Here is a 24,075-nt window from a genome sequence, read left to right as displayed (position 1 = left end):
TCGTCATGATTGGTGCGCAGTGGGGATGCGCGGGGGATGCGTCCATTAGGGCGCTTGCATCGGGGGTATTGGCCAGGTTTGTGCGCTGCTGGCGCGAGAGACAAGCGGCGGGATGCGTGGGATGCGTGGGATGCGTGTGTAGGCCGCACAAGGTAGCCGCAGTTCGCAGACCGAGTGCGGTTATCGCGGGTCTTTCGTCCAGTCTTTCCACCCAGTCTGGAAGCCGCTGCCGCCGCTCAAGCCGCCTGATAAACGTCCGGCTTGTGCAACTCCATATAACGCTCCGGGTTCGCCAGTTGCGTGAAGCCATGCGGTTCATACACGTGATGCGCGTCGCTCGTGACCAGCACGATTCGTCGCAGCCCCTTCAGCATGGGGCTGGCAAATACGTGCTTCAGCAGCGCGGATGCATGACCTTGTCCGCGATACTCCGGCAGCACGAAAACGTCGCACAGGTACGCGAAAGTCGCCGAGTCGGTGATGACGCGCGCGAACGCGATCTGCGTGCCGTCGAGATATCCGCCGAAACATAGCGAGCCGGCGACGGCCCGCTCGAACGTATCGCGCGGCATCCCCTTGGCCCAGGCCGTTTGCTGGGATAGAAACGTATAAACCATCTCGATGTCGAGCGCACTCTTATCGTCCGATATCGTCAGTTCACGCGTTTGCATTCCGTCCCCCGTGTGATGCGTCGATAAAAAAACCTTCAGCCTTTCGCCGGACCTTCGCTGCCGCGCGAGCCGCCGCCGATGCTCTGCCCGGCATCGCGCGCAAGGCCCATGTAGCCGAACACCGACACCAGCGTCAGCACACCGGCAAACAGAAACGCGAGGCGGAAGTCGTCGAGCGTAAAGACGCGACCCGTCGTTTCGCCGTTGAAGAATGCGGCTGCGCGCAACGACACCGCGCCGAAGGCGATGCCCAGACCGATCGTCATCTGCGCGGCGGCGCTCCACAACGTGCTGGCCGCGCTCATCTGCGGCTGCGCGACGTCGGCGTAGGCGAGTGTGGCGAGCGTCGAGAATTGCATCGAGCGCGCCACGCCGTACACGAACACCACGATCAGCACGAACGCGAGCGGCACGTCCGGCGTCAGCAGCCCGCACGCGATGATGAAAATCCCGGCCACGGTGACGTCGATGATCGACACCATGCGGAAACCATAGCGTCGCAAAATGCGCGTGGTCAACGCCTTCATGCCGAGGTTGCCGAGCGCGCTCGCGAGCAGCAGCAGGCCCGAGCGGAACGCGGACAATCCGAAGCCCACCTGGAACAGCAGCGGCATCAGATAAGGCACCGCGCCGATGCCGATGCGCGTGAACGACCCGGTCACGACGGTGACGGAGAAGGTCGGAATCTTCAGCGTCGACACATCGATCAGCGGATACGGATGATGCTTCGCGTGCTGGAACGTGACCACGCCCATCAGCAATCCGCCGACGATCACGGCTCCCGCAATCCACGGATTGGTGCCCGGCTGGCTCGCGAGTTCGGCGCCGTAGAGAATCGCCGTCAGCGTGGTGCCGCTGAGCAGCAGGCCGACCACGTCGAGCGGTTTGCGGTCGGTGCCGCGCAGGTTCGGCACCAGCGCAAGCGCGATCGCCATCGCGGCGAGGCCGAACGGCACGTTCAGCAGGAAGATCCAGCGCCACGACGCGTAAGTGGTGATGAAGCCGCCCACCGGCGGCCCGACCACCGGCGCCGCAATTGCGGGCCATGTGATGGTCGAGATCGCCTGCATCATCTTGCTCTTCTCGGTGCTGCGGACCACGATCAGCCGGCCCACCGGCACCATCATCGCGCCGCCGATGCCTTGCAGCAGTCGCGCGGCGGTGAACTCGAACACGTTCTGCGACAGTCCGCACAGCACCGACGCCACCGTGAACACGCCGATCGCGCTGAAGAACACCGTGCGCGAGCCGCAGCGGTCGGCGACCCAGCCGCTGGCCGGGATGAAGATCGCCAGCGCCAGCATGTAGGCGGTCATGCCGAGACTGAGACTGTTGGGGCCGACGCCGAACGAGTGCGCCATCTGCGGCAGCGCGGTGGCAATCACCGTGGTGTCGAGATATTCCATGAAGAAAGTGGCCGCGACGATATACGGCAGCCAGCCGACATGCGAATTGCGTGTGTTGCCGCCGGTCATTGCGCGGCCCTCGGTGCAACGAGGACGGGGGCGGCGAAGTGGCGGGCGTGGCGACGGATTGCGCGCGGTGAAGTGAACATCATGATTCTTGCGACTACCTTTCGATAACGTATTTCCGGCGTCCGTGCAGGCGGACGTGCGACGGGATTGCAGCGTGCTAACTGGCTTGGATTTAAACGGAGATTGAGGCGCACGCGAGGCGGTGATCGCGTGACAGTGCATCGTCAGGACTGAATCGTAACGCAATAAATCGCGCCATACCGTGCGGGAGGGCATGCATGGCGCATGCCGCCCGTGTTCGAAGCGGGCTGATGGTGTTCGGAACTGACGGCGACGAGTCGCGTGTGGGGTGGGCTTCCCGCTGTCTGTGATACGAGGTGCTGCTTGCGCCTGGGCGCTTTGCTGAGTCGCCGAGCGGGTGAGCGAGTGCGTGAGCACGTCATGCGCGGCGAAGTCGCCGAGAAAAAAACGGTAAAGCGGCGAGCCGCGACGGCCAGCGTCACACCACGCCGCCGACAACCGAACCCGCCGCCTTTCCCTTGCTTACAACTCAGTCCTTCGCCGCGTACTCGCGATCCAGCTTGTCATACAGCGGCTTGTTCACCAGTCGCTGACGTTCGCTGAACGGCGCGACCAGCGTCGCGTCTTCGTCGAGCCGTCCGTTGCCTTTGAGCGAACCGAGCGCGCGCTGCATTCCGAGTACCGCGCCCTGCAGCGCCGCGTTTGCGTACAACACGATCCCGTAACCGAGTTTCGCGAGCGCCTCGCGCGATTGCACCGGCGTCTTGCCGCCGATCACGATGTTGATCAACTGCGGCTTGTCGAACAGCGACGGCAGACGTTCGATGTCGGCCAGCGATTCGGTGGCTTCGATAAACAGAATGTCCGCGCCTGCCTCGATAAACCGGTGACCGCGCTCGATCGCGTCTTCGATGCCGTGCACGGCCGCCGAATCGGTGCGCGCCATGATCTGCAGATTGCCGTCTTCGCGGGCATCGACGGCCGCGCGGATCTTGCCGACCATCTCGCTCGCGCTGACCACTTCCTTGCCCGAAAAGTGGCCGCATTTTTTCGGCATGACCTGGTCTTCGAACTGGATCACGTCCGCGCCGCTGCGCTCCAGCACGCGCACGGTCTGCCGCACGTTCAGCGCGTTGCCGAAGCCCGTGTCGGCGTCGACGATCAGCGGCAGCGCGACCGCATCGCGAATCCGCGCCGTGTGTTCGGCGACCTCCGCGAGTCCGATGAAGCCCAGATCTGGCAGGCCGAGCGACATATTGGTGACGCCCGCGCCGGTGATGTAAAGCGCTTCGAAACCGGCGTCCTCGATCACGCGCGCGCTCATTGCATTGAACGCGCCGGGCACGAGCAGGCCCTGGCGTTCGTTGACTTTGGCGCGGAACGCGGCGCGGCGGGCGGCAGTGGTGGTCATGTGAGTGTCTCCAGAAGAGTGATTGCCAGACAGTGGCAGATATTTTGCAGGAAGCGTGCCATTGGGCGGCAGTTCGATGCTTTATCCGGCAAATCAGTAGCTTGGCGCGTGAAGGGTGGCCCAATGCGTTCGTGGCAAAATAAGCCTGCTGTTCCATGAAACGTTTCATGGAACGTTTCAAATTCAGCCGGAGCGCCGCGTTGTCCACTTTCACGTCGTCTGTTGCGAATCTCGATCCCGGCCGGCCGGGCGTCGCTCTCGTGAGTATCAGCCGCCTGCAGTCGCTTTGCGAGACGGTCGCGCCGCGCTACGCCGGCCGCGCCCGGTTCTTTTCAGTGCGCGAGGGTTACGGCGCGGCCGTCGCCGCGTTGCAGACCTACGTGGATGCCGGCGCGGTCGACGTCGTGCTCGCCGCCGGATCGAACGGTGCGTATCTGCGCGAACACCTGAGCGTGCCGGTCGTGATGGTCAAGGTGAACGGCTTCGACGTGCTGAGCGCGATCACGCGCGCCACCACCACGTGGCCCGGCGCGCGGGTCGGCCTGGTGCTGCACGAAACGATTTCACACGAACTCGCCGATCTGACGCCGTGGCTGAACATCGGGCTGAAACAGCACGCTTACCGCTCCATCGACGAAGTGCGAGTAGCGGTCGACCAGCTCGCCGCCGACGGTTGCAGCGTCATCATCGGCCCGGGCATGGCTTGCGATGTCGCGCAGCAGGCGGGGCTGGAGAGCGTATTTCTGTACTCGCTCGGCGCGGTCGAGGAGGCGTTCGAGCGCTCGGTCGAACTGGCGCGTGTGAGTCGTCAGAAAGAGTCGAAGCGGGTGCGGCTGAACACGATCGTCGCGCATCTGCGCGATGGCGTCGCCGCGTTCGACGAGGCGGGGCAACTCGAAGCCGTCAACCCGGCGATGCTCGAATTGCTGGGTTTGAATCCATCGACGACGAACGCGGATCGCGAACCGGACATGCCCGCGCAGGTGGCCCGCGCCGTCGCACCGCTGCTGCGCGAAACACTGGCCCGCGATCAGCCGATCGAGGAGCGCATCGAGCAGATCGGCGCGCGCTCGCTGATCGTCAACTGCATGCCGATCGTCGAGCAGGGTATCCGCTCCGGCTCGGTGGTGACGGCGCAGGACGCGCTGGTCGCGCAACGGATCGACCGCACGCTGCGCACCAGCCAGCGGCCGAAGCATCTGGTCGCGCGGCATCGGCTGGACGATCTGATCGGCGCGTCGGCGGCGCTCGAACGGGTGCGCCGCCTCGCGCGCGCGGGCGCGGCGCACGATGCCACCGTGCTGCTCTCCGGCGAAAGCGGCACCGGCAAGGAGCTGGTCGCGCAGGGCATCCATAACGCGAGCCGGCGGCGCGGCAATCCGTTCGTCGCGTTCAACTGCGCGGCGTTGCCGGAGGGCCTGATCGAAAGCGAACTGTTCGGCCACGAGGAGGGCGCGTTCACCGGCGCGCGCCGGGGCGGCAAGCCGGGCCTGTTCGAAATCGCCCACACCGGCACGATTTTTCTCGATGAAATCGGCGAAATGCCGCCTGCGCTGCAGAGCCGGCTGCTGCGCGTATTGCAGGAACGCGAGGTGATGAAGCTCGGTTCGGGACGCGCTACGCCGGTCGACGTGCGGGTTATCGCCGCGACTCATCGAGACTTGCATGCGCTCGTCGGGCAGGGGGCGTTTCGCGCGGATTTGTATTTTCGTCTTAATCTGCTTCAGATAGAATTGCCGCCGCTGCGCGAACGGCGCGACGATATCGAGCCGCTGGCGCGCCACTTGTTAAGCCGGAACACGCTCCAATATGGTCTTGCGGATGCGGCGCCTGGCCAGGTGCTCAGGTTTCTTGCACCGCTTTTCGAGCACTACGCGTGGCCTGGCAACGTGCGGGAACTGGAAAATCTACTGGCGCGCGCCGCGATTTATCTGGACGGCAGCGACGGCAGTGACATAGCCGCTGGCAGCACGCCGCAGGATTGGCAAGCGGTATTCCCCGAATTTGGACGGATGACGCAAGTGCTGCATCGCTCCAAACCGGTGGCGAACGGCTTACATTCCATTGCACGCGGCGAGACCGGCCGCCCGGCCACACCGACCCGCGACGAGGCGCTCCACGCCCTCGAACTGGCGGGCGGCAATCGCGCCGCGGCAAGCCGGGCGCTGGGCATCGGCCGCACGACGCTCTGGCGGCTTCTGAAGGACTGATACCGGTGCGATAGGCGCCGCGCCCGAAATAAATAGTGTCAGACTATCGCTATGATTAAAACAATCCGCTTTACCTATTAAGCGTCGTCTGAGATACTGACTCCACTTTCCAACCACCCAGAAAGAGGACTCAGCAAATGCCGATCATCAACAGTCAAGTCAAACCGTTCAAGGCACAGGCTTATCACAACGGCGATTTCGTGACCGTCACTGAAGAAAGCCTGAAGGGCAAGTGGTCGGTTTTCGTTTTCTATCCGGCCGACTTCACGTTTGTTTGCCCGACCGAACTGGGTGACCTGGCCGATCGTTACGCCGAATTCCAGAAGCTCGGCGTCGAAATCTACAGCGTGTCGACCGATACGCACTTCACGCACAAGGCATGGCACGACACGTCGGACACGATCCAGAAGATCAAGTACCCGATGATCGCCGATCCGACGCTGGCAATCTCGCGCGCTTTCGACGTGCTGATCGAAGAAGAAGGCCTGGCACTGCGCGGCACGTTCGTGATCAACCCGGAAGGCGAGATCAAGCTGTCGGAAGTGCACGACAACGGTATCGGCCGTGACGCAGGCGAACTGCTGCGCAAGGTGCAGGCTGCTCAATACGTCGCATCGCACCCGGGTGAAGTTTGCCCCGCCAAGTGGACGCCGGGCGCAGACACGCTGACCCCGTCGCTGGACCTGATCGGCAAGATCTAAGGTCCGACGGTCCAAAGTGACCCGAAGCAGTAAGCGCTTCACAGCGCATCGGCAGTACCGTGCGAATCGCTTGATGCAGCGATTCGCGCGTCCCCGGGCCGTACCCGTCCTACCCGGACGGCGTGCGGCGCCGGGAACCCAACACCCACGTCACGGAATCGAATCGCCATGCTTGATGCCAACCTCAAGACCCAGTTGAAAACGTACCTCGAAAAGGTTAGTAACCCTATCGAGATCGTCGCCTCGCTCGACGACAGCGCGAAATCGCAGGAATTGCTGGCATTGCTGAACGATATCGCGACGTTGTCGGAACGTGTCACTGTCATCGAACGCCGTGGCGATAGCGAACGCAAGCCGTCGTTCTCGATCAGCCAGCCTGGCAAGGATACGGGCATCCGCTTCGCGGGCATTCCGATGGGACATGAATTCACGTCGCTCGTCCTCGCGTTGCTGCAGGTCGGCGGCCACCCGGTCAAACTCGACGATGCAGTGATCGAACAGATCCGCAATCTCGACGGCGACTATCAGTTCGAAACGTATTTTTCGCTGTCATGCCAGAACTGCCCGGAAGTCGTCCAGGCGCTGAACGTGATGGCGCTGATCAACCCGCGCATCCGCCACGTGGCGATCGACGGCGCGCTGTTCCAGAACGAAGTCGAAGCGCGCCAGATCATGGCGGTACCGACCATGTTCATGAACGGTGAAGTGTTCGGTCAGGGCCGCAGCGGTGTGAAGGAAATCCTCGCGAAACTCGACACCAACGCCGGTGCGCGTGCCGCGAAGGAACTGGAAAAGAAGCCGGTGTTCGACACGCTGATCGTCGGCGGCGGCCCGGCGGGTGCGGCGGCGGCAATTTATTCGGCGCGCAAGGGCATTGCGACGGGTGTCGTCGCGGAACGCTTCGGCGGTCAGGTGCTCGACACGCTCGCCATCGAAAACTTTGTCTCGGTGACGGAAACCGAAGGGCCGAAGTTCGCGACGGCGCTCGAACAGCACGTGAAGACGTATGAAGTCGACATCATGGACGTGCAGCGTGCCGAAGCGCTGATCCCGGGGCGCATCAACGAGGTGCGTCTGGCGAATGGCGCGGTGCTGAAGGCGAAGACCGTGATTCTGGCGACCGGTGCGCGCTGGCGCGAGATCAACGTGCCGGGCGAGCGCGAGTACCGCAATCATGGCGTAGCGTACTGCCCGCACTGCGATGGCCCGCTGTTCAAGGGCAAGCGCGTCGCAGTGATCGGCGGCGGCAATTCAGGCGTCGAAGCGGCAATCGACCTCGCGGGTATCGTCCGCGAAGTGACGCTGTTCGAATTCGGCGCGACGCTGCGTGCCGACGAAGTGCTGCAACGCAAGCTGCGCAGCCTGCCGAACGTAACCATCGTCACGCAGGCTCAGACCACCGAAATCACCGGCGACGGCAAGAAGGTCAACGGTCTGGTCTACAAGGACCTGCGTTCGGGAGAAGTGAAAACGGTCGAACTGGAAGGCGTATTCGTGCAGATCGGTCTCGTGCCGAACACCGAATGGCTGAAGGGCACGGTCGAGTTGTCGAAGCACGGCGAGATCGTCGTCGATGCACGCGGCGCGACGTCGGTGCCGGGCGTGTTCGCCGCCGGCGACGTGACCACGGTCCCGTTCAAGCAGATCGTGATTGCAGTGGGCGAGGGCGCGAAGGCTTCGTTGTCGGCATTCGATCACCTGATCCGCAATAGCGAAGAAGTGGAAGCGGTCAGCGTGGCGGAAGCGGAAGCTGTCTGATTCGAGTATCCGGTAGTGTGGTAGTTGTTGTATCGAACGGCGGCCTGCGGGCCGCCGTTTTTATTTGCTTTCGCGTTTCCGCCCGCATGCACGCAATGTGCGCTGCAACACGTCATCCAACGCCTGTTTCATTCGCCCGCTCGAACCGCGTGACATATGCGCGCTTTGCGAGGCGATTGTTTGGAGACTCTCACCTGGCCGGATTCTCTGGCTATCCGTCGCGTCAGACCATATAAATCTGGGAGTTAGAAAACGTTCGCCCGCGCAAACTTGCGACGTGTCGGACGATAAAAAAGGAGGGAGACAATGTCGACAACGGATGCGGCCCGCGACCGGTGGACCGATAGCAAGCGCTACTTGTGGCTGCTCGGCGCGCTCACGATCACTTTGCCTTTGCACGCTGCGTGGCTCGCGCTGTCCACCGGGTGGCACATCTTCTGGTGGTTTGGGCCGATCTTCGTCTTCACGATCATTCCCGTGGCCGACTATCTGATCGGCGACGACACCAGCAATCCGCCCGACGACGTCGTTCCCACGCTGGAGAAAGAGCGCTACTACCGCCGCATCGTCTATCTCGCGACGTGTGCCGAATACGCGTCGTTCTTCGGCGCGTTATGGATTGTCGCAACGCGTACGCTGGTCTGGTACGACTACGTGGGCTTTGCGTTATCGCTCGGTGCGGCGACGGGCGTGTCGATCAACACCGCGCACGAACTCGGCCACAAGACCAACCGCTTCGAACGATGGCTCGCGAAAATTACGCTGGCGCCGGTCGCGTACGGGCATTTTTTCGTCGAACACAATCGCGGTCATCATGTGCGCGTGGCGACCGCCGCCGATCCGGCCAGCGCGCGCTACGGCGAGTCGTTCTGGGCATTTTTGCCGCGCACGGTGTCGGGCAGCATTGCGTCCGCGTGGCGGCTCGAAAAGCACCGGCTCGAACGCCTCGGCAAATCGCCGTGGACGTGGCGCAATGAAGTGCTGCACGCATGGGCGATGACGGTGGTGTTGTGGGGAGCGGCGATCGCGTTATTCGGCCTGAAGGTGCTGCCGTTCCTGCTGATCCAGGCGGTGTATGGCGCGTCCCTGCTCGAAGTGGTCAATTATCTCGAGCACTACGGACTTGGCCGCAAGCAGCTTGCGAGCGGCCGCTATGAGCGCTGTCAGCCGCAGCATTCGTGGAACAGCAATCGCGTCGTGACGAACCTGTTTCTGTACCAGTTGCAGCGCCACGCCGATCATCATGCGAATCCGACTCGCTCGTTTCAGGCGCTGCGTCATTTCGACAATGCGCCGCAATTGCCGTCCGGCTACGCGACGATGATCATGCTCGCGTATGTCCCGCCGTTATGGTTTCGCGTGATGAATCCGCGGGTCGTCGCGCATTATGGCGGGAACATGATGCAGTCGAATATCAGGCCTGCGATTCGTGAGCGTGTGCTGGCGGAATTCGCGGGATAGTTGCGCGTATATCACGGCAAAACAAAAAAGCCGCGTGGCATCTTTCGATGCCACGCGGCTTTTAACTGAAACGATGCGAGTACTTTTAACGCCGGTCGATCGAGTACTTGCCTGCACCGGTCACGCACAACAGCAGCAGTCCGCCGATCACGCTGATGTTTTTGTAGAAGTGGATCATGTTGTCGTATTGCGCGGCGCCGGTCATGTTCCAGTAGTGGTGCCCGATGAACGCGGTGCCAAGCGTATAAACCGCGAGTACCAACGCCAGCGGCCGCGTGTAAAAGCCCACCACGAGTGCGACGCCGACCACGAATTCCATCACCACGGCGATGATCGCCGACAACTCGGGCACAGGCGCGCCAGTCGATGTCATATACGCGACGGTGCCGGAGAAGCCGGTCAGTTTCGACCAGCCGAACATGACGAACAGCACCATCAACAGGATGCGGGCGACGAGAATGACCGCGTCTTTCTGGTTTTCAAACAGTGTGTAGCGCATGATTTTTTATCGATGATTCAGGTATTGAAGGAGAGTGATTCGCCGGCATCGAAAGCCGGCGAATCATGTTTAAACCAGCAGGCAACTCAAGCCCACATCGCCGATGTCTCGATGTTTCGCAGATCGAACACCAGCACTTCTGCATCGTGGCCTTGCGTGAAGGTCAGCGCTTCTTCTCCGCGCACTCGCGCACCGTCGCCTTCATTCAGCTCGACGCCGTTCACCGTGACCTTGCCGCGCGCCACCTGAACATACGCATACCGGTCGCTCGCCAATTCGAGCCGCGCCGTCTCATCGCCGTCGAACAGACCTGCATACACCCGCGCATCCTGCTGCACTACCAGCGATTCGTTCGCGCCGTCCGGTGACAGGATCAGGCGCAGCGCACCACGCTTCTGGTCCGCACCAAAATGCCGCTGCTGGTAACGCGGCGTCGTGCCCATCTCGCCCGGTGCGATCCAGATCTGCATGAAGTGGACCGGCTCCGTCTTCGAATGGTTGTATTCGCTGTGCGCCACGCCGGTTCCGGCGCTCATCAACTGGACGTCGCCGGGCACGATCACCGAGCCGGTGCCCATCGTGTCCTTATGTTCGAGCGCGCCTTCCAGCACGTACGAGAAGATTTCCATGTCGCGGTGCGGGTGCTTGCCGAAACCCTGAGCCGGTGCGACGCGGTCGTCGTTGATCACCAGCAGGTCGGAGAAGCCGTTCTGCTTCGGATCGTGATAGTGCGCAAAGGAAAACGTGTGACGCGAGCTAAGCCAGCCGTGTTCGGCGCGGCCACGTTGATTGGCGTGTCTGATTTCGAGCATCTTGTTCTCTCCTTGGGTTGTGCGATCCGGGCAGTTGTTTGTTTGTCCGCGATCCATGAACGACAGTGTAGGTCAATCCGGATGGATATAATCGATGCTAAATTGGAAACACTGTCACCATGGAGTGGACAATAAATGCAACTCGAAGACATGCGGATCTTCGTCGCCACGGTCGACGCGCGTAACTTCACCGCCGCAGCGAGCCGGCTCTCGTTGTCCAAGCAGTTCGTCAGCCGACGCGTGATGGCGCTGGAAGAAGCGCTCGGCGTGCAACTGCTGATCCGCAATACGCGCAAGCTGGCGGTGACCGAACTCGGGCAGGAGTTCTACGAGCGCGCGCGGCGCATCCTCGGTGAAGTCGAGGATGCCGAGCAGGCCATGTCGCTGCGACGCGCGGGGCCGCGCGGGCTGTTACGTGTGAGCGCGCCGATGTCGTTCGGGATGATGCATCTGTCGCCGCTGGTGGCGATGTTTCTGCGCGAGAACGGCGAGGTGCGCTTCGACATGGAATTGAGCGATCGCACGGTCGACGTGGTCGGCGAAGGCTTCGACATGGCGATCCGCATCGGCGTATTGCCCGACTCCACGCTGGTCGCGCAGAAACTGGTCGACGTGCGGATGGTCGCGTGTTGCAGCCCCGGTTACGCAAGGCGTCGCGGCAAGCCGGCGGTCCCGGCGGATCTCGCGCGTCATGCGTGTCTGCTTTACGGGCACGGCGGCGCGGTCAGCTGGGATTTTGTCGTCGACGGGACGGTGAAAGGGGTTGAGGTTCACGGACCGTTGCGCGCTAACAATGGCGATCTGATTCGCGATGCGGCGGTGGCGGGGCTCGGCATTGTCCGGCTGCCGGATTTCATCGTCGCCGATGCGCTCAGGAGCGGGCAACTGATGCCCGTGCTCGAAGACTTCCTGCCGGGCGCGACCAGCGTGTACGCGGTTTATCCGCAGCATCGGCAAAGCTCGGTGACGATACGGGCATTCGTCGAATTCCTGCGCGCGCAACTGCGGAAGCAGTTCGCGGTTTAAATTTTTCGCGTGGCGTGGGGTGGCGCGTGTGTAGGCGTTGGCAGGGGTTCGTGCCTTAACGCGTACCGCGGCCCGATCCGCGAATTGATGTTCTCAACGCAGCCACCCGAACATTCCTTCAAATCCCTTGGCGCAAATTTTGCACATAGGCCTCTGTCGGCAAATCTTGCGCATGAACCTGTTCATACAAAAAGCGCTGTCAGGCGGGTGTCAGCCAATATGAAGCGGTTCTCGTCCAGATAACGCGTGTCGATCGTTGAAAAAATTACGTGCCTTACACAGCAGCGCCTCGAGTTCCCCGGCTATTTCAACCGCGATGAACCTCGGCGCGCGACTCTAACCCTTTCGCGATACGCGAAATCGGAGGCTTCTGGTGTTGAACAGCCGTAGAAAGCGGGGCGGCCAGCTTCGCAATAAACAAACAAGCATCGCGGCAACGTCTCTGGTTGCAGCGACCCTCGGCGGCATCGCCTTCCTGCCGGCCTCGGCTTCGGCTCAAACGCCTTCGCCATTGGGTGAGTGGCAATACTCGGTTGGCATCCCATTGCAGAAGATGTGGCAGCCGACCATTCCCGACTGGCAAGTGCGTCTTGGCGCGGCCAGTTCGTTCCAGCCGCGCTTCGAAGGCTCGGATCGTTATCACATCGTGGCCGGCCCGAGTATCGACGTGCGCTACAAGGATCTGTTTTTCCTGTCGAGCGGCGAAGGTTTCGGCGTCAATTTCGCGCAGGGCCAGAACTGGCGCGCGAGTCTTGCCGCCGTCTACGATCTCGGCCGACGCGCGCAGGACGATCCGCAGGAGTTGAACGGACTCGGCAACATCAACGCGGCGCCGGGTCTCAAACTCGCGGCCGAATACGTCATTTCGAAGGACTTCCCGCTCGTGCTGCGAGCGGACGTGCGGCGCTATTTCGGCGGATCGAATGGCTGGATCGGCGATTTGGGTGCGTATATGCCGATGCCGGGCAGCACGAAGCAGTTCTTCTGGTTCGCGGGGCCGAACGTGTCGCTGGCCGACTCGAACTATATGAACAGCTGGTTCGGCGTGAATCAGACTCAGGCTGCGCACTCGCAGTATCAGCAGTATCACGCGAGTGCCGGATTCAAATCGGTGGGCTTCGGGATCAGCGCGGTCTGGCTGTTCAACAAGCACTGGTTCGCGACCGCAGACGGCGCTTTCGAACAGTTGGTGGGCAGCGCGGGCAACAGTCCGATTACGCGCAGCAAGGCGACCGGCGTGGCGGATATCTCCATCAACTATCGCTTCTGACGTAACACGTTTTCCTGCTGGTAAGGCTTCTGTATCAAACCCGCGCTGCGCGTTCGCGTACGCGCGGGTATATCGCTTGCTGACTTCTTGTTGCGCGTCAAACCGGCTTTTCAACGGCGCGCCAGAACACAAGGAGTCGATCCCCATGGCAGGAAAAACGAATTCGCAGAAGCCCGCGGCAAAGAACGCGCAGGCTGGTGATCCGAAATCGAAGGATCTGGAAAAATTTCGCGTCAAGCCGGACGGTGAAGCGCTGAGAACCAATCAGGGCGTCAAGATTTCCGACAACCAGAACACGTTGCGCGCCGGTCCACGCGGACCGTCTCTGCTTGAAGATTTCATCATGCGTGAAAAGATCACGCACTTCGATCACGAACGTATTCCTGAGCGCATCGTGCATGCACGCGGTTCGGCGGCGCACGGCGTGTTTCAGGTTTACGAGTCGATGAGCGAATACACGAAGGCGGCGTTTCTGCAGGACCCATCGGAGCAGACGCCCGTTTATGTGCGCTTCTCCACGGTGCAAGGTCCGCGTGGTTCCGCCGATACCGTGCGCGACGTGCGCGGCTTTGCGGTGAAGTTCTACACGCAGGAAGGCAATTACGATCTGGTCGGCAATAACATGCCGGTGTTTTTTATTCAGGATGCCATCAAGTTCCCGGACTTCGTGCATGCGGTGAAACCGGAAGCGCCGAACGAAATGCCGACCGGCGGTTCCGCGCACGATACCTTCTGGGACTTTGTATCGCTCGTGCCCGAGTCCGCGCATATGGTGCTGTGGACCATGTCAGACCGTGCGATTCCCCGCAGCTTGCGCACGATGGAAGGCTTCGGCATTCATACGTTCCGCTTCGTGAATGCCGAGGGTAAAGGGCGATTCGTTAAATTCCACTGGCGTCCGGTACTGGGTTCTTACTCGCTGCTATGGGATGAGGCGCAGAAACTTGCGGGCAAAGACCCGGATTTTCATCGACGCGATTTGTGGGAGTCGATTGAACGGGGTGACTTCCCGGAGTTTGAACTCGGCGTGCAGATTGTCGAGGAAGAAGACGAGCACAAGTTCGACTTCGACCTTCTCGATCCGACCAAGCTGATTCCTGAAGAACTGGTGCCGGTGAAAATCGTCGGCAAGATGACGCTCAATCGCAATCCGGATAACTTCTTCGCCGAGACTGAACAGGTGGCGTTCCATCCAGGCCATGTCGTGCCGGGTATCGATTTCTCGAACGATCCTCTGCTGCAAGGGCGCCTGTTTTCCTATACGGATACGCAGATCAGCCGCCTCGGCGGACCGAATTTCCATGAGATTCCGATCAACCGTCCGGTATGCCCATATGTCAACAATCAGCGCGATGCGATGCATCGGCAGACAATCAATGTCGGGCAGGCTTCGTATGAGCCGAATTCGCTGAGCGGCGGCTGGCCTAAGGAAACCGATCCCGCGCCGTCGGACGGCGGCTTCGAAAGTTATCAGGAGCGCGTGGAAGGCACGAAGATTCGCGTGCGCAGCGAGTCGTTCGCCGATCATTTCTCGCAGGCCGCGCTGTTCTATAACAGCATGTCGCAACCGGAGAAGGACCATATCGCCGCGGCGTATCAATTCGAACTCGGCAAAGTGACGAAGCCGGAAATACGCGCTCGCGTGGTCAACGAGATTCTTGCGAATTTCGATGCCGGCCTGGCGGCGCAAGTTGCCGAAGGTTTGGGTCTCCCTGCGCCGAAGAAGGGGACGGCGAAGCTGGCGGGTCCGAAGGAGTCGCCTGCGTTGAGCCTGCTCAATCGTGTGCAGCCGGGTATCAAGACTCGCAAGATTGCGTTGCTGGCCGCGCCCGGTTCGGATGGCGCGGCGATTAGAAAGCTTCAGCAGGCGCTGCAGGGCGAGGGCGCTGCGCCGATGCTGATTGCGCCGACACTGGCTGCCATCGACGGCATGGCGCCCGATGCGACGATTGCCGGCCTGCCTTCGATCATGTTCGACGCGGTCATCGTAGTCGGCGGCGATGCGGGCGCGAAGGTGCTGGCGCAATCGGGAGACGCACGGCATTTTGTGCTTGAAGCGTTCAAGCATCTGAAGGCGATCGCGGCAATCGGTGCGGGGCGAGACGTGCTAGTGGCCGCACAATTGCCGGACAATGCGGACGGCGTATTCACGGGTGACGACAAGAAGGCGACGGACGTGCTCAAGGCGTTCATCCAGGCCGCTGAGCAGCATCGCGTGTGGTCGCGTGCGGCGCAGGCGGAATCGGTGCCTGCGTAATTTGCCTGAGTGGTCTGAGTGCTCTGGAAGTGACACGCTGAAGTAAAACTGGCCGGTGCTGTTCAGACCGGCCAGTTTTTTATGCACGACCGCGGCAGTGCGAAGTCAGCCGCGCGAACCGCGCCTAAGGATTCACCCGCGTCCCACGCAGCCGGTGCGTATTTTTAGACGCGGCCGCCGCCGATGCCGCCGCAGCCGACACCCCCGCCGGCCCCTCGGGAATATCGCTGGGCCGCGCGGCCTGGGCCGATTGCGGATACATCACCAGCAGTGCGCGCAGCACACCGTTGGTCCATCCAAAGCCGTCCTGCAACGGATATTCGCCGCCTCCCGCCGACACACCCGGCGTCGCTGCATCGACATCGTATTTCTCCACGAGCTTACCCGTGTGCTGGTAATAATCGACGTTGGTCCTGATCCAGCGCGTCGCGATGGTGCGCGCCAGTTCCGACTCGCCATACCGCCGCAAACCCAGCACGGCCAGATATTGCAGCGGCGCCCAGCCGTTCGGCGCATCCCATTGCTGACCGCTATTCACTTGCGTGGTCGCAAGCCCGCCCGGACGCAGCAATTCGCGTTGCACGGTCGCGGCCACCGCCTTCGCCTGCTGGCGGCTGGCTACGCCCGTATATAGCGGATACACGGTCGCCGCCGTCAGCCGGTGAGTCAACGTGCGATTCACAAAATCGTAATCGCCGAACGCCTGCAATTGCGGGTCCCACAACACGCGACGAATCGCGTCGGCACGCGTGGCCGCGCGCTGCTCCATGTTCTCCGCGTGCGTGACGTCGCCGCGCATCCGGTAAGCTTTCGCCAGCGTGTGCTCCAGATCGACCAGCAGGCTGTTCAGATCGACCGGCACGAGCGAAGTCACGTCGACGGTGGCCAGCGTCTTGCCGTCGGCAAACCAGCGCGAGCTGAAATCCCAGCCGGTCTCGCCGCCTGCCCGCAAATTGCGCCATAGGTCCGCGGAATCGCGTTGCGGCGTCTGCTGCGCGGTCAGCACGTCTTCGCGATACGACTCGTCACGCGGTGTCGCGCGCTCGTCCCAGTAGCGGTTAAATAACGTTCCGTCCGCGAGACGCACGACATGGCGGCTCGCGTGACCGGCGGGCAGCCCTTCGCTGCCGTTCATCCAGTACGCGTATTCGCGCTGCAATTCGGGCAGATACTGCGCATAGACGGCGTCGCCGTCTTTCTCCGCGACGAGCCGGACCATCTGCGAAAAGAACGGCGGTTGCGAGCGGCTCAGATAGTAAGTGCGGTTGCCGTTCGGAATATGGCCGTAGCGGTCGATCAAGGTCGCGAAGTTCTTCAATTCGTCGACTACCAGCGCATGCTGCCCGCTCTGTTCGAGACCGAGCATGATGAAATACGAGTCCCAGTAATAAATTTCGTCGAAACGGTCCCCCGGCACGATGTACGGATACGGCAGCGGTAGCAGCGACGACCACGGACTCGCGGTCGCATCCGGCTCGCGGCGCAAAACGTTCCATAACGTATCGATGTGATCGACCACACTCTGGTTCGGATCGGACACGTACGCTTTCGCGGTGCGTGCAGGCAGCGTGAAGTTCTTCTTTACGAAATCGGCGAGGTTGAAGTTCGGCTGCTGCTTCGCGTCGTCGTAAGCGGCGGCGATTTGCGCGGGCGGCGCTAGTGGAACCATGTCCGCGAAAGTCTTGCTGTCGGGGTACAGATGCGCGAGCTGCACGTCGCGATATAACGCCGGATATTGCTCCGACGGCGGCACGGCCACGACCGGTGACGCCTGCGTAGGCGGCTCGACGTGCACGGCGACGTGCGTGATGCCGGAGGTGGCGGCGGGCGAAGGCTGGTCCGCGATGGCCAGCGAAACGTGCCACGCGATGGCGGCGGCGAGAACAGTGCGCGTGGCGGCGCGGGAAAGGCAGAGCAGGTCTTGAGAAGGCATCGGCTACCGGTTGGGAGTGGAAGGCGCTAACAGTCAAAACTGGTCCGACGATTCAGCAAGCCGGACGGCGTAAATGCTTCTTCACATGATTGACCCGCATCCGCCGCGCAAAGTTGCGTACATCGGCAATAGCCCGCCCAGCAAGCCTAACCGGGCGCACCAGCATCTCAAAAACAAACCTCATCCTGTATGATGACGGCCCATAGAGAGCGACAAAAAAATCGCGCGAAAATCCGAAAAATATTCCGAATCGATTTGATTCGCCATGCCGAAGACAGAAAAAATGACCGCATCGCAGGCCGTCGACCAGAATCGTTTTCGCAGCATCATCCGCCGCAACATAGCTTTGCCTTTGGGTGTCGGGCTCGTCACGATGGCGGTGTTTCTCGGGCTGATCGCCTATCTCGTGTCGACGATGAACTGGGCCGAGCATTCCGAGCGCGTGATCGGTCAGGCCAATGAAATGCTGCGTCTCGCGGTCGATCGCGAATCGTCGATGCGCGGTTTTCTGATCACGGGCGACGAGAGTTTTCTCGCGCCTTATGAAACCGGCGGCCCCAAATTCAAGGCGCAGATCGAAACGCTGCAGGAGGCCGTCGCCGACAATCCGCCGCAAGTCGAAAGGCTCAAGCAGATCCAGGCGATCCAGCAGCGCTGGAGCCGTTACGCCGAGGAGATGATCGACTCGCGTCGCCGGAATCAGAACTTCGAAGCGGCGGTGTCGAGCGGGCGCGGCAAAATCGAATTCGACGAAACGCGCCGCGAATTCGACGAATTTCTCGATGTCGAATTGCATCTGCGCCAGGACCGCGCCGAAGCCACGCGCCGGGTCACGACCACGCTGGTGAGCGTATTCCTGCTGTTCAGCCTGATCGTGAGCGCACTGCTCGCGTGGATGGGGCGCCGCGAACTGCTGAGCCTCTCGTCCACCTACGACGGCGTATTACGTCAGCAGGCCGAGCAAACGGAGGTCTTGCAGGAACAGGTCTGGTTGCGCTCCGGTCAGCGCCTGCTGGCCGAAAAAGTCGTCGGCCTGGCCAGCCCGCAGTTGGTGGGTCGCGCGATGCTCGACTTCCTTGCCCAATATCTGGATGCGGCCGTCGCCGCGCTTTACGTCCGCGATAAACAGCACGGTACGCTGCGCCGCATCGCCGCGTTTGGTTTCAGCCGCGAAAGCGAGCAGGCTGCCGCGCGCAGTTTCGAGGAGGGCGAAACGCTGGTCGGCCAGGCGGCCGCCGCGCGCCGCGCCATTGTGTTGCGCGACGTACCGGACAACTACGTGCAAGTCGTGTCGGCGACCGGCAAAAGTGCACCTAAAAGCCTGCTTATCCTGCCGATCGAAAACGATGGTCAGGTCAACGGCGTGGTCGAGCTGGGCTTTATCCGCGAGTTGACGCCACGTGACCAGGAGTTCATGGAACTGGTCGCCAACAGCATGGGCGATTTTGTCGAGGCGGCGTTGTATCGCGAGCGTTTGCAGGACGCGCTGGCAGAAACCCAGCAGTTGAACGAAGAGCTTCAGGTGCAGCAGGAAGAACTGCGCGTCTCGAATGAAGGGCTGGAAGAACGCGGCCGTGCGTTGATGGAATCGCAAACGCGGCTCGAAGCGCAGCAGGCCGAACTCGAACAGACCAACGTGCAACTCGAGGAATATGCGCAACGTCTGGAGCGTCAGAAGTCGGATCTGCTGCGCGCACAGGACGACCTCGCGGCGAACGCCGCGCGTCTCGAACAGTCGAGCCGCTACAAGTCCGAATTCCTCGCCAACATGTCGCACGAATTGCGCACGCCGCTGAACAGTTCGCTGATTCTCGCGCGGCTGTTGCAGCAGAACCGCACCGGCAATCTCACCGAAGAGCAGGTGCGCTACGCGGAAACGATTCACGCATCGAATAGCGATCTGCTGGTGCTGATCAACGATATTCTCGATCTGTCGAAAGTCGAGGCGGGACAGGTCACGGTCGAACTCGAAACGGTGTCGATCGATGCGACGCTGCAATCGCTTGAAGAAATGTTCAAACCGCTGGCCGGTGCAAAGCATTTGCGCCTCGCATTCGACCGTTTGCCGGGTGCGCCGGACACCTTCGTCACCGACGGTCAGCGTGTCACGCAGATTCTGCGCAACCTGCTGTCGAACGCGGTGAAGTTCACTGAGCACGGCGAAGTCGCGCTGGCGGTGGCGCCCGCCGAAGACAACATGCTGCGTATCGACGTGCGCGATTCCGGCATCGGAATCGCTGCCGACAAGCTGGAGATGATTTTCGAAGCGTTCCAGCAGGCCGATGGTTCGACCAGCCGTCAATACGGGGGCAGTGGGCTGGGTCTGTCGATTTCGCGTGAGTTCTCGCGTCTGCTAGGCGGCCGGATCACCGTCGCGAGCGAAGTCGGCAAGGGCAGTGTGTTCACGCTGTGGCTGCCGCTGGACGGTGAAGCCGCGCTGGCTGCAACGGGGCACGGTACGGCAGCGCCGGTGTCGTCCGCGCCCGCGCCGTCGGTCATCGCGGCCAGGCCGCTTGCCAGCGCGCCTGCCGCCTTCCAGGCGGCCCCGGAGCCGCTGTTGATCCATACGCCGTCCGCCAGTGTCCAGACCGCGGTGATCACGCCCGCCAACGGCCTGACAGCAGGCAACGCGCCCGAGAGCACCAGCGGCCCGATTGCCGACGACCGTAACAATCGCACCCGTGTGGGCCGTCTGATCGTCGCGGTCGAAGACGATCTCGCGTTCGCCGAAATCCTGCGCGATCTGACGCATGAACTCGACTTCGATTTCGTTCACGCGAGCGATGCCGCCAGCGGCCTCGCACTGGTGCGCGACATGTGCCCGGCGGCGGTGCTGCTCGACGTGGGCTTGCCGGACCGCTCGGGTCTGACCGTGCTGGAATGGCTCAAGAACGATCCGGCGACGCGGCATATCCCGATCCATATCGTGTCGGCCACCGACCACGCCGACAAGGCGCTGCACCTCGGCGCGATCGGCTACACGCTCAAGCCGACCGCGCGCAGCACGATGGAAGCCGCGATCCGCCGGCTCGAAGCGCGTTTGCAGCAGCGCCTCAAACGCGTGCTCGTGATCGAGGACGACGGGCCGATGCGCGAAAGTATCCGGGCGCTGCTGCAGAGCGACAACACCGAGATCGTCGCCGTCGCGACGTTGTCGGAAGCGCTCGAGTACCTGTCGAAGTTCTCGTTCGATTGCGTCGTCACCGATCTCGCGCTGCCCGACGGTACCGGCTACGACCTGCTGGAGCGGCTTGCGTCGAACACCGCGCATGCATCGCTGCCGGTGATCGTCTACACGGGCCGCATGCTCTCCGATGATGAAGAGCACCGCCTGCGCCGCTATTCGAAATCGATCATCATCAAGGGGGCAAAATCGCCGGAACGTCTGCTCGACGAGGTGACGCTGTTCCTGCATAGCGTCGAGTCGTCGCTCGCGCCCGAGCAGCAGCGCATGTTGCGCACGGTGCGTCAGCGCGACAACGCGTTCGAGGGCCGCACGATCCTGCTCGCCGAGGACGACGTCCGCAATATCTTCGCGCTGTCGCACGTGCTGGAGCCGCTCGGCGCGACGTTGCAGATTGCACGCAACGGCCGCGAAGCGCTGGAGGCGCTCGAAACCGGCCCCGAAGTGCATCTGATCCTGATGGACATCATGATGCCGGAGATGGACGGCCTCACCGCGATGGGCGAGATTCGCCGCAATCCGCGCTTTGCGCATCTGCCGATCATCGCGCTGACCGCGAAAGCGATGGCGAACGACCGCACGCGTTGTCTCGAAGCGGGCGCGGACGATTACGTGTCGAAGCCGATCGACGTGGACAAGCTCGTCGCGCTCTGCCGCGTGTGGCTGCGTCAACGGTAATGCGGTAGTCAGAAAACTGGAACAGGCAGTACGAACCCGAACCCATGAATCAGTCCGAATATGACGCGCCGCAACGCATGAGCGATTTCGACATCGAGTTGAAATTGCTGCTGGAGGCGATCTACCTCAAGTATCAGCACGACTTCCGGCACTACGCGATGTCGTCGCTGCGGCGCCGCTTGTCGCAGGCGCTGGACGAGTTCGGGCTGAAGACGCTGTCGCAGTTGCAGGACCGCATCATGCATCACGGCGACGAGTTCTCGCGGCTGTTCCAGTACCTGACGGTGCAGGTCAGCGACATGTTCCGCGATCCCGCGTATTTTCTCGCGCTGCGCGAACATGTGTTGCCGCGTCTGCGCACCTATCCGTCGATCAAGGTCTGGGTGGCGGGATGCAGCACGGGCGAAGAACTGTGGTCGCTGAAAATCCTGTTCGACGAGGAAGGTCTGACCGAGCGCACACTGTTCTACGCGACCGATATCAACCCCGACGCGCTCGCGCGCGCCGAGTCCGGCATCTATGCGCTCGACCGGGTTCAGGGCTTCACGCAGAACTATCTGGCCGCCGGCGGCAAGCGGTCGTTGTCGGACTACTATCATGCTGCGTATGGCGGCGCGCGCTTTGCAGGCTCGCTGAAAGACCGCGTGGTGTTCGCCGATCACAGCCTCTCCACCGACGAAGTGTTTCTCGAAGCGCATCTGGTGTCGTGCCGCAACGTGCTGATCTATTTCGATCGCGGTTTGCAGGATCGCGCGCTGGGTCTGTTCGAAAATGCGCTGGTACGGCGCGGTTTTCTCGGCCTGGGCAGCAAGGAAAGTCTGCGTTTTTCGCGTCATTACGAAGCGTTCGACGAATTCCGTCCAGGCGAACGCATTTATCAGAAGCGCTAGCACGGTCATCATGACTCGCTCAATGCTCAACCCGTCTACCGATTCCCAGCCGCGCGCCGCTGAGCCGCGCGCCGCTGAGCCGCGCGCCGCTGAGCCGCGCACCTACGATCTCGTCGTGATCGGCGGGTCGGCGGGCGGGATCGAAGTGCTGAACGTGCTGCTCGGTGCGTTGCCCGCGCGTTTCGGCGCGGCCGTGATGATCGTCACGCATCTGCCGCCCGACTCGCCGAGCTATCTGGTGCAGGCCTTCGCGCATCGCTGCGCGCTGCCGGTAACGGAGCCGGATGCCGGCGAACTCATCGCCCCGGGGCGCGTGCAGGTTGCACCGCCGGGCTATCACATGCTGGTGGAAGTGGACCGCACCGTGGCGTTGTCGACCGATGCCGCCGTGCGCTTTTCGCGGCCTTCGATCGACGTGCTGTTCGAGTCGGCGGCGGCGGTGTATGGCGAGCGTCTGCTGGCGATCCTGCTGTCGGGCGCGAACGACGACGGCGTGCAAGGCCTCCGGCGCGTCCGGGCGCAGGGCGGCACGGCGTGGGTGCAGACACCCGACAGCGCCAGTTCTCCCGAAATGCCGCGCGCCGCGATCGAACGCGGCGCAGCCGACTCTATCTACAATCCTGAAACTATGGCTCGCCGGCTTGCCGCGCTGCCAGCCTCTTTCTGACCCGATGCCATGACGAATCCACCCGTGAACATCCTGATCGTCGACGACATCGTCCACAACATCACCGCGCTCGAAGCGTTGCTGGCGCGGCCGGACCTTGCCGTGCTGGTGGCCGACTCGGGAACTGCGGCGCTCGACCTGCTGCTCAAGCACGAAGTCGCGCTGGCGATTCTCGATGTCAACATGCCCGGCATGAACGGCTTCGAACTCGCCGCATTGATGCGCGGCAGTCCGCGCACGTCGCACGTGCCGATCATCTTCCTGACGGCGACCGCGCAGGACGCGTCGCGCACGTTTCGCGGCTACGAAGCGGGCGCGGTCGATTTTCTGTACAAGCCGTTCGATCCGCGCATTCTGCAATCGAAGGTGGATGTGTTCGTGCAGCTCGAACAGCAGAAGCGCCAGCTTGCCGCGCAACTCGTGACCACGCGTCAGATGCTCGAAGCCAACGAGATGCTGATGGCGGTGTTGAGTCATGATCTGCGCACGCCACTCGGCGCGGTGCTGGCGTCGGCGGAATACCTGATGCGCACGGCCGCCGACGAGCAGTCGGTGACCGTTGCGGCGCGGGTCAAGAACAGTTCGCTGCGCATGGCGCGCATGGTCGATCAGTTACTGAATCTGGCGCGGCTGCAAGGCGGCCGCCTGCCGCTGCAACCGCGCTCGATCGAACTGGCGACTTTGTGCCGGTCGGTGATCGACGAATTCGCGTCGCGCGAAAACGGCAAGCGGATCGTGTTTTCCAGCAGCGGCAATACGTCGGGCGCGTGGGACACGGATCTCGTGTGGCAAGCCGTGTCGAATCTGGTTAGCAATGCGCTCCATCATGGCGCGGCGGGTGGCGATATCGGCGTCGAAGTGGATGGCGATTCGGTCGATTCGGTCCGGCTGAAAGTGTCCAATCTGGGCACGATTCCGTCCGAAGTGTTTCCGCATCTGTTCAAGGCATTCGGGCCGAACACCAACGGTGGACGTCCGCGTGAAGGGCTCGGGCTCGGCCTGCATATCGTGCAGGAGATTGCGCGGATGCATGGCGGCAGCGTCGGCGTCGAATCGAACGACACGACTGGCACGGTATTCACCATTGAATTGCCGCGAATGGTGACGTTGCAACGCGGTTCCTTCACACGCAAGTAGCAGCGCGGGGCGGC

17 protein-coding genes are annotated in these 24,075 nt (G+C 62.2%); 11 read left to right on the top strand and 6 right to left on the bottom strand.

Annotation, left to right across the window (positions count from 1 at the left end):
• Positions 1 to 236: 236 nt before the first annotated feature.
• From BLS41_RS22530 to BLS41_RS22520, 3 genes are all read right to left on the bottom strand, one after another.
• Positions 237 to 671: a GNAT family N-acetyltransferase gene (locus BLS41_RS22530; protein WP_074768842.1), complete on the bottom strand. Its 435-nt coding sequence runs from the start codon at positions 669 to 671 to the stop codon at positions 237 to 239.
• A gap of 35 nt (positions 672 to 706) precedes the next feature.
• Positions 707 to 2,146, bottom strand: coding sequence for an MFS transporter (locus BLS41_RS22525; RefSeq protein ID WP_074768840.1), 1,440 nt, complete (start codon positions 2,144 to 2,146; stop codon positions 707 to 709).
• A gap of 550 nt (positions 2,147 to 2,696) precedes the next feature.
• Entirely contained in the window at positions 2,697 to 3,578 is an 882-nt protein-coding gene (locus tag BLS41_RS22520) for an isocitrate lyase/PEP mutase family protein (protein WP_074768838.1), read from the bottom strand.
• Positions 3,579 to 3,745: 167 nt separating this feature from the next.
• Between BLS41_RS22520 and prpR the strand changes: the two genes are divergently transcribed.
• From prpR to BLS41_RS22500, 4 genes are all read left to right on the top strand, one after another.
• Positions 3,746 to 5,788 carry a propionate catabolism operon regulatory protein PrpR gene (gene prpR, locus BLS41_RS22515; protein ID WP_253189733.1) on the top strand — a complete coding sequence of 681 codons (2,043 nt, stop codon included), beginning with the start codon at positions 3,746 to 3,748 and terminating at the stop codon, positions 5,786 to 5,788.
• A 137-nt stretch (positions 5,789 to 5,925) separates the two neighbouring features.
• A complete protein-coding gene (gene ahpC / locus BLS41_RS22510) occupies positions 5,926 to 6,489 on the top strand; it encodes an alkyl hydroperoxide reductase subunit C (protein ID WP_074768836.1) in 564 nt (187 codons plus the stop codon).
• Positions 6,490 to 6,657: 168 nt separating this feature from the next.
• Positions 6,658 to 8,247 (top strand): alkyl hydroperoxide reductase subunit F, encoded by a 1,590-nt coding sequence (gene ahpF, locus BLS41_RS22505; protein WP_074768834.1) that lies wholly within the window; start codon positions 6,658 to 6,660, stop codon positions 8,245 to 8,247.
• Between the two features lie 306 nt (positions 8,248 to 8,553).
• Entirely contained in the window at positions 8,554 to 9,708 is a 1,155-nt protein-coding gene (locus tag BLS41_RS22500) for an alkane 1-monooxygenase (protein WP_074768832.1), read from the top strand.
• Between the two features lie 85 nt (positions 9,709 to 9,793).
• On the opposite strand, the gene BLS41_RS22495 is transcribed toward BLS41_RS22500, so the two are convergent.
• Positions 9,794 to 10,207 carry a DoxX family protein gene (locus BLS41_RS22495; protein ID WP_074768830.1) on the bottom strand — a complete coding sequence of 138 codons (414 nt, stop codon included), beginning with the start codon at positions 10,205 to 10,207 and terminating at the stop codon, positions 9,794 to 9,796.
• 86 nt (positions 10,208 to 10,293) lie between these two features.
• On the bottom strand, positions 10,294 to 11,019 hold the full coding sequence (locus BLS41_RS22490; protein ID WP_074768828.1) for a pirin family protein: 726 nt from the start codon (positions 11,017 to 11,019) through the stop codon (positions 10,294 to 10,296).
• Positions 11,020 to 11,154: 135 nt separating this feature from the next.
• Here BLS41_RS22490 and BLS41_RS22485 point away from each other — a divergent pair, with 135 nt between their 5' ends.
• The 3 genes from BLS41_RS22485 to katE all read left to right on the top strand — a co-directional run bounded on the left by BLS41_RS22485 (position 11,155) and on the right by katE (position 15,572).
• A complete protein-coding gene (locus BLS41_RS22485) occupies positions 11,155 to 12,045 on the top strand; it encodes a LysR family transcriptional regulator (protein ID WP_074768826.1) in 891 nt (296 codons plus the stop codon).
• Positions 12,046 to 12,418: 373 nt separating this feature from the next.
• Complete coding sequence (locus BLS41_RS22480) at positions 12,419 to 13,315, top strand: MipA/OmpV family protein (RefSeq protein ID WP_074768824.1); 897 nt, start codon at positions 12,419 to 12,421, stop codon at positions 13,313 to 13,315.
• 145 nt (positions 13,316 to 13,460) lie between these two features.
• Positions 13,461 to 15,572: a catalase HPII gene (gene katE / locus BLS41_RS22475; RefSeq protein WP_074768822.1), complete on the top strand. Its 2,112-nt coding sequence runs from the start codon at positions 13,461 to 13,463 to the stop codon at positions 15,570 to 15,572.
• Between the two features lie 124 nt (positions 15,573 to 15,696).
• Here the strand turns inward: katE and treA are convergent, their stop codons facing one another.
• The gene (treA, locus tag BLS41_RS22470) at positions 15,697 to 17,505 is read right to left on the bottom strand and encodes an alpha,alpha-trehalase TreA (RefSeq protein WP_074768820.1); all 1,809 of its coding nucleotides are present in this window, start codon (positions 17,503 to 17,505) and stop codon (positions 15,697 to 15,699) included.
• 283 nt (positions 17,506 to 17,788) lie between these two features.
• Here treA and BLS41_RS22465 point away from each other — a divergent pair, with 283 nt between their 5' ends.
• Genes BLS41_RS22465 through BLS41_RS22450 form a run of 4 tightly spaced genes read left to right on the top strand, consistent with a single transcriptional unit; the run spans position 17,789 to position 24,061 of the window.
• Positions 17,789 to 21,367, top strand: coding sequence for a response regulator (locus BLS41_RS22465; RefSeq protein WP_074771118.1), 3,579 nt, complete (start codon positions 17,789 to 17,791; stop codon positions 21,365 to 21,367).
• A gap of 44 nt (positions 21,368 to 21,411) precedes the next feature.
• Positions 21,412 to 22,257, top strand: a complete 846-nt coding sequence (locus BLS41_RS22460; protein WP_074768818.1) for a CheR family methyltransferase — start codon at positions 21,412 to 21,414, stop codon at positions 22,255 to 22,257.
• A gap of 10 nt (positions 22,258 to 22,267) precedes the next feature.
• Positions 22,268 to 22,924 carry a chemotaxis protein CheB gene (locus BLS41_RS22455; protein WP_074768816.1) on the top strand — a complete coding sequence of 219 codons (657 nt, stop codon included), beginning with the start codon at positions 22,268 to 22,270 and terminating at the stop codon, positions 22,922 to 22,924.
• A gap of 9 nt (positions 22,925 to 22,933) precedes the next feature.
• Positions 22,934 to 24,061: a hybrid sensor histidine kinase/response regulator gene (locus BLS41_RS22450; RefSeq protein ID WP_074768814.1), complete on the top strand. Its 1,128-nt coding sequence runs from the start codon at positions 22,934 to 22,936 to the stop codon at positions 24,059 to 24,061.
• Positions 24,062 to 24,075 lie beyond the last annotated feature (14 nt).

The sequence above is a fragment of the Paraburkholderia fungorum genome, assembly GCF_900099835.1.
Taxonomy (GTDB): domain Bacteria; phylum Pseudomonadota; class Gammaproteobacteria; order Burkholderiales; family Burkholderiaceae; genus Paraburkholderia; species Paraburkholderia fungorum_A.
This window is presented reverse-complemented; position numbering and strand designations above follow the sequence as displayed.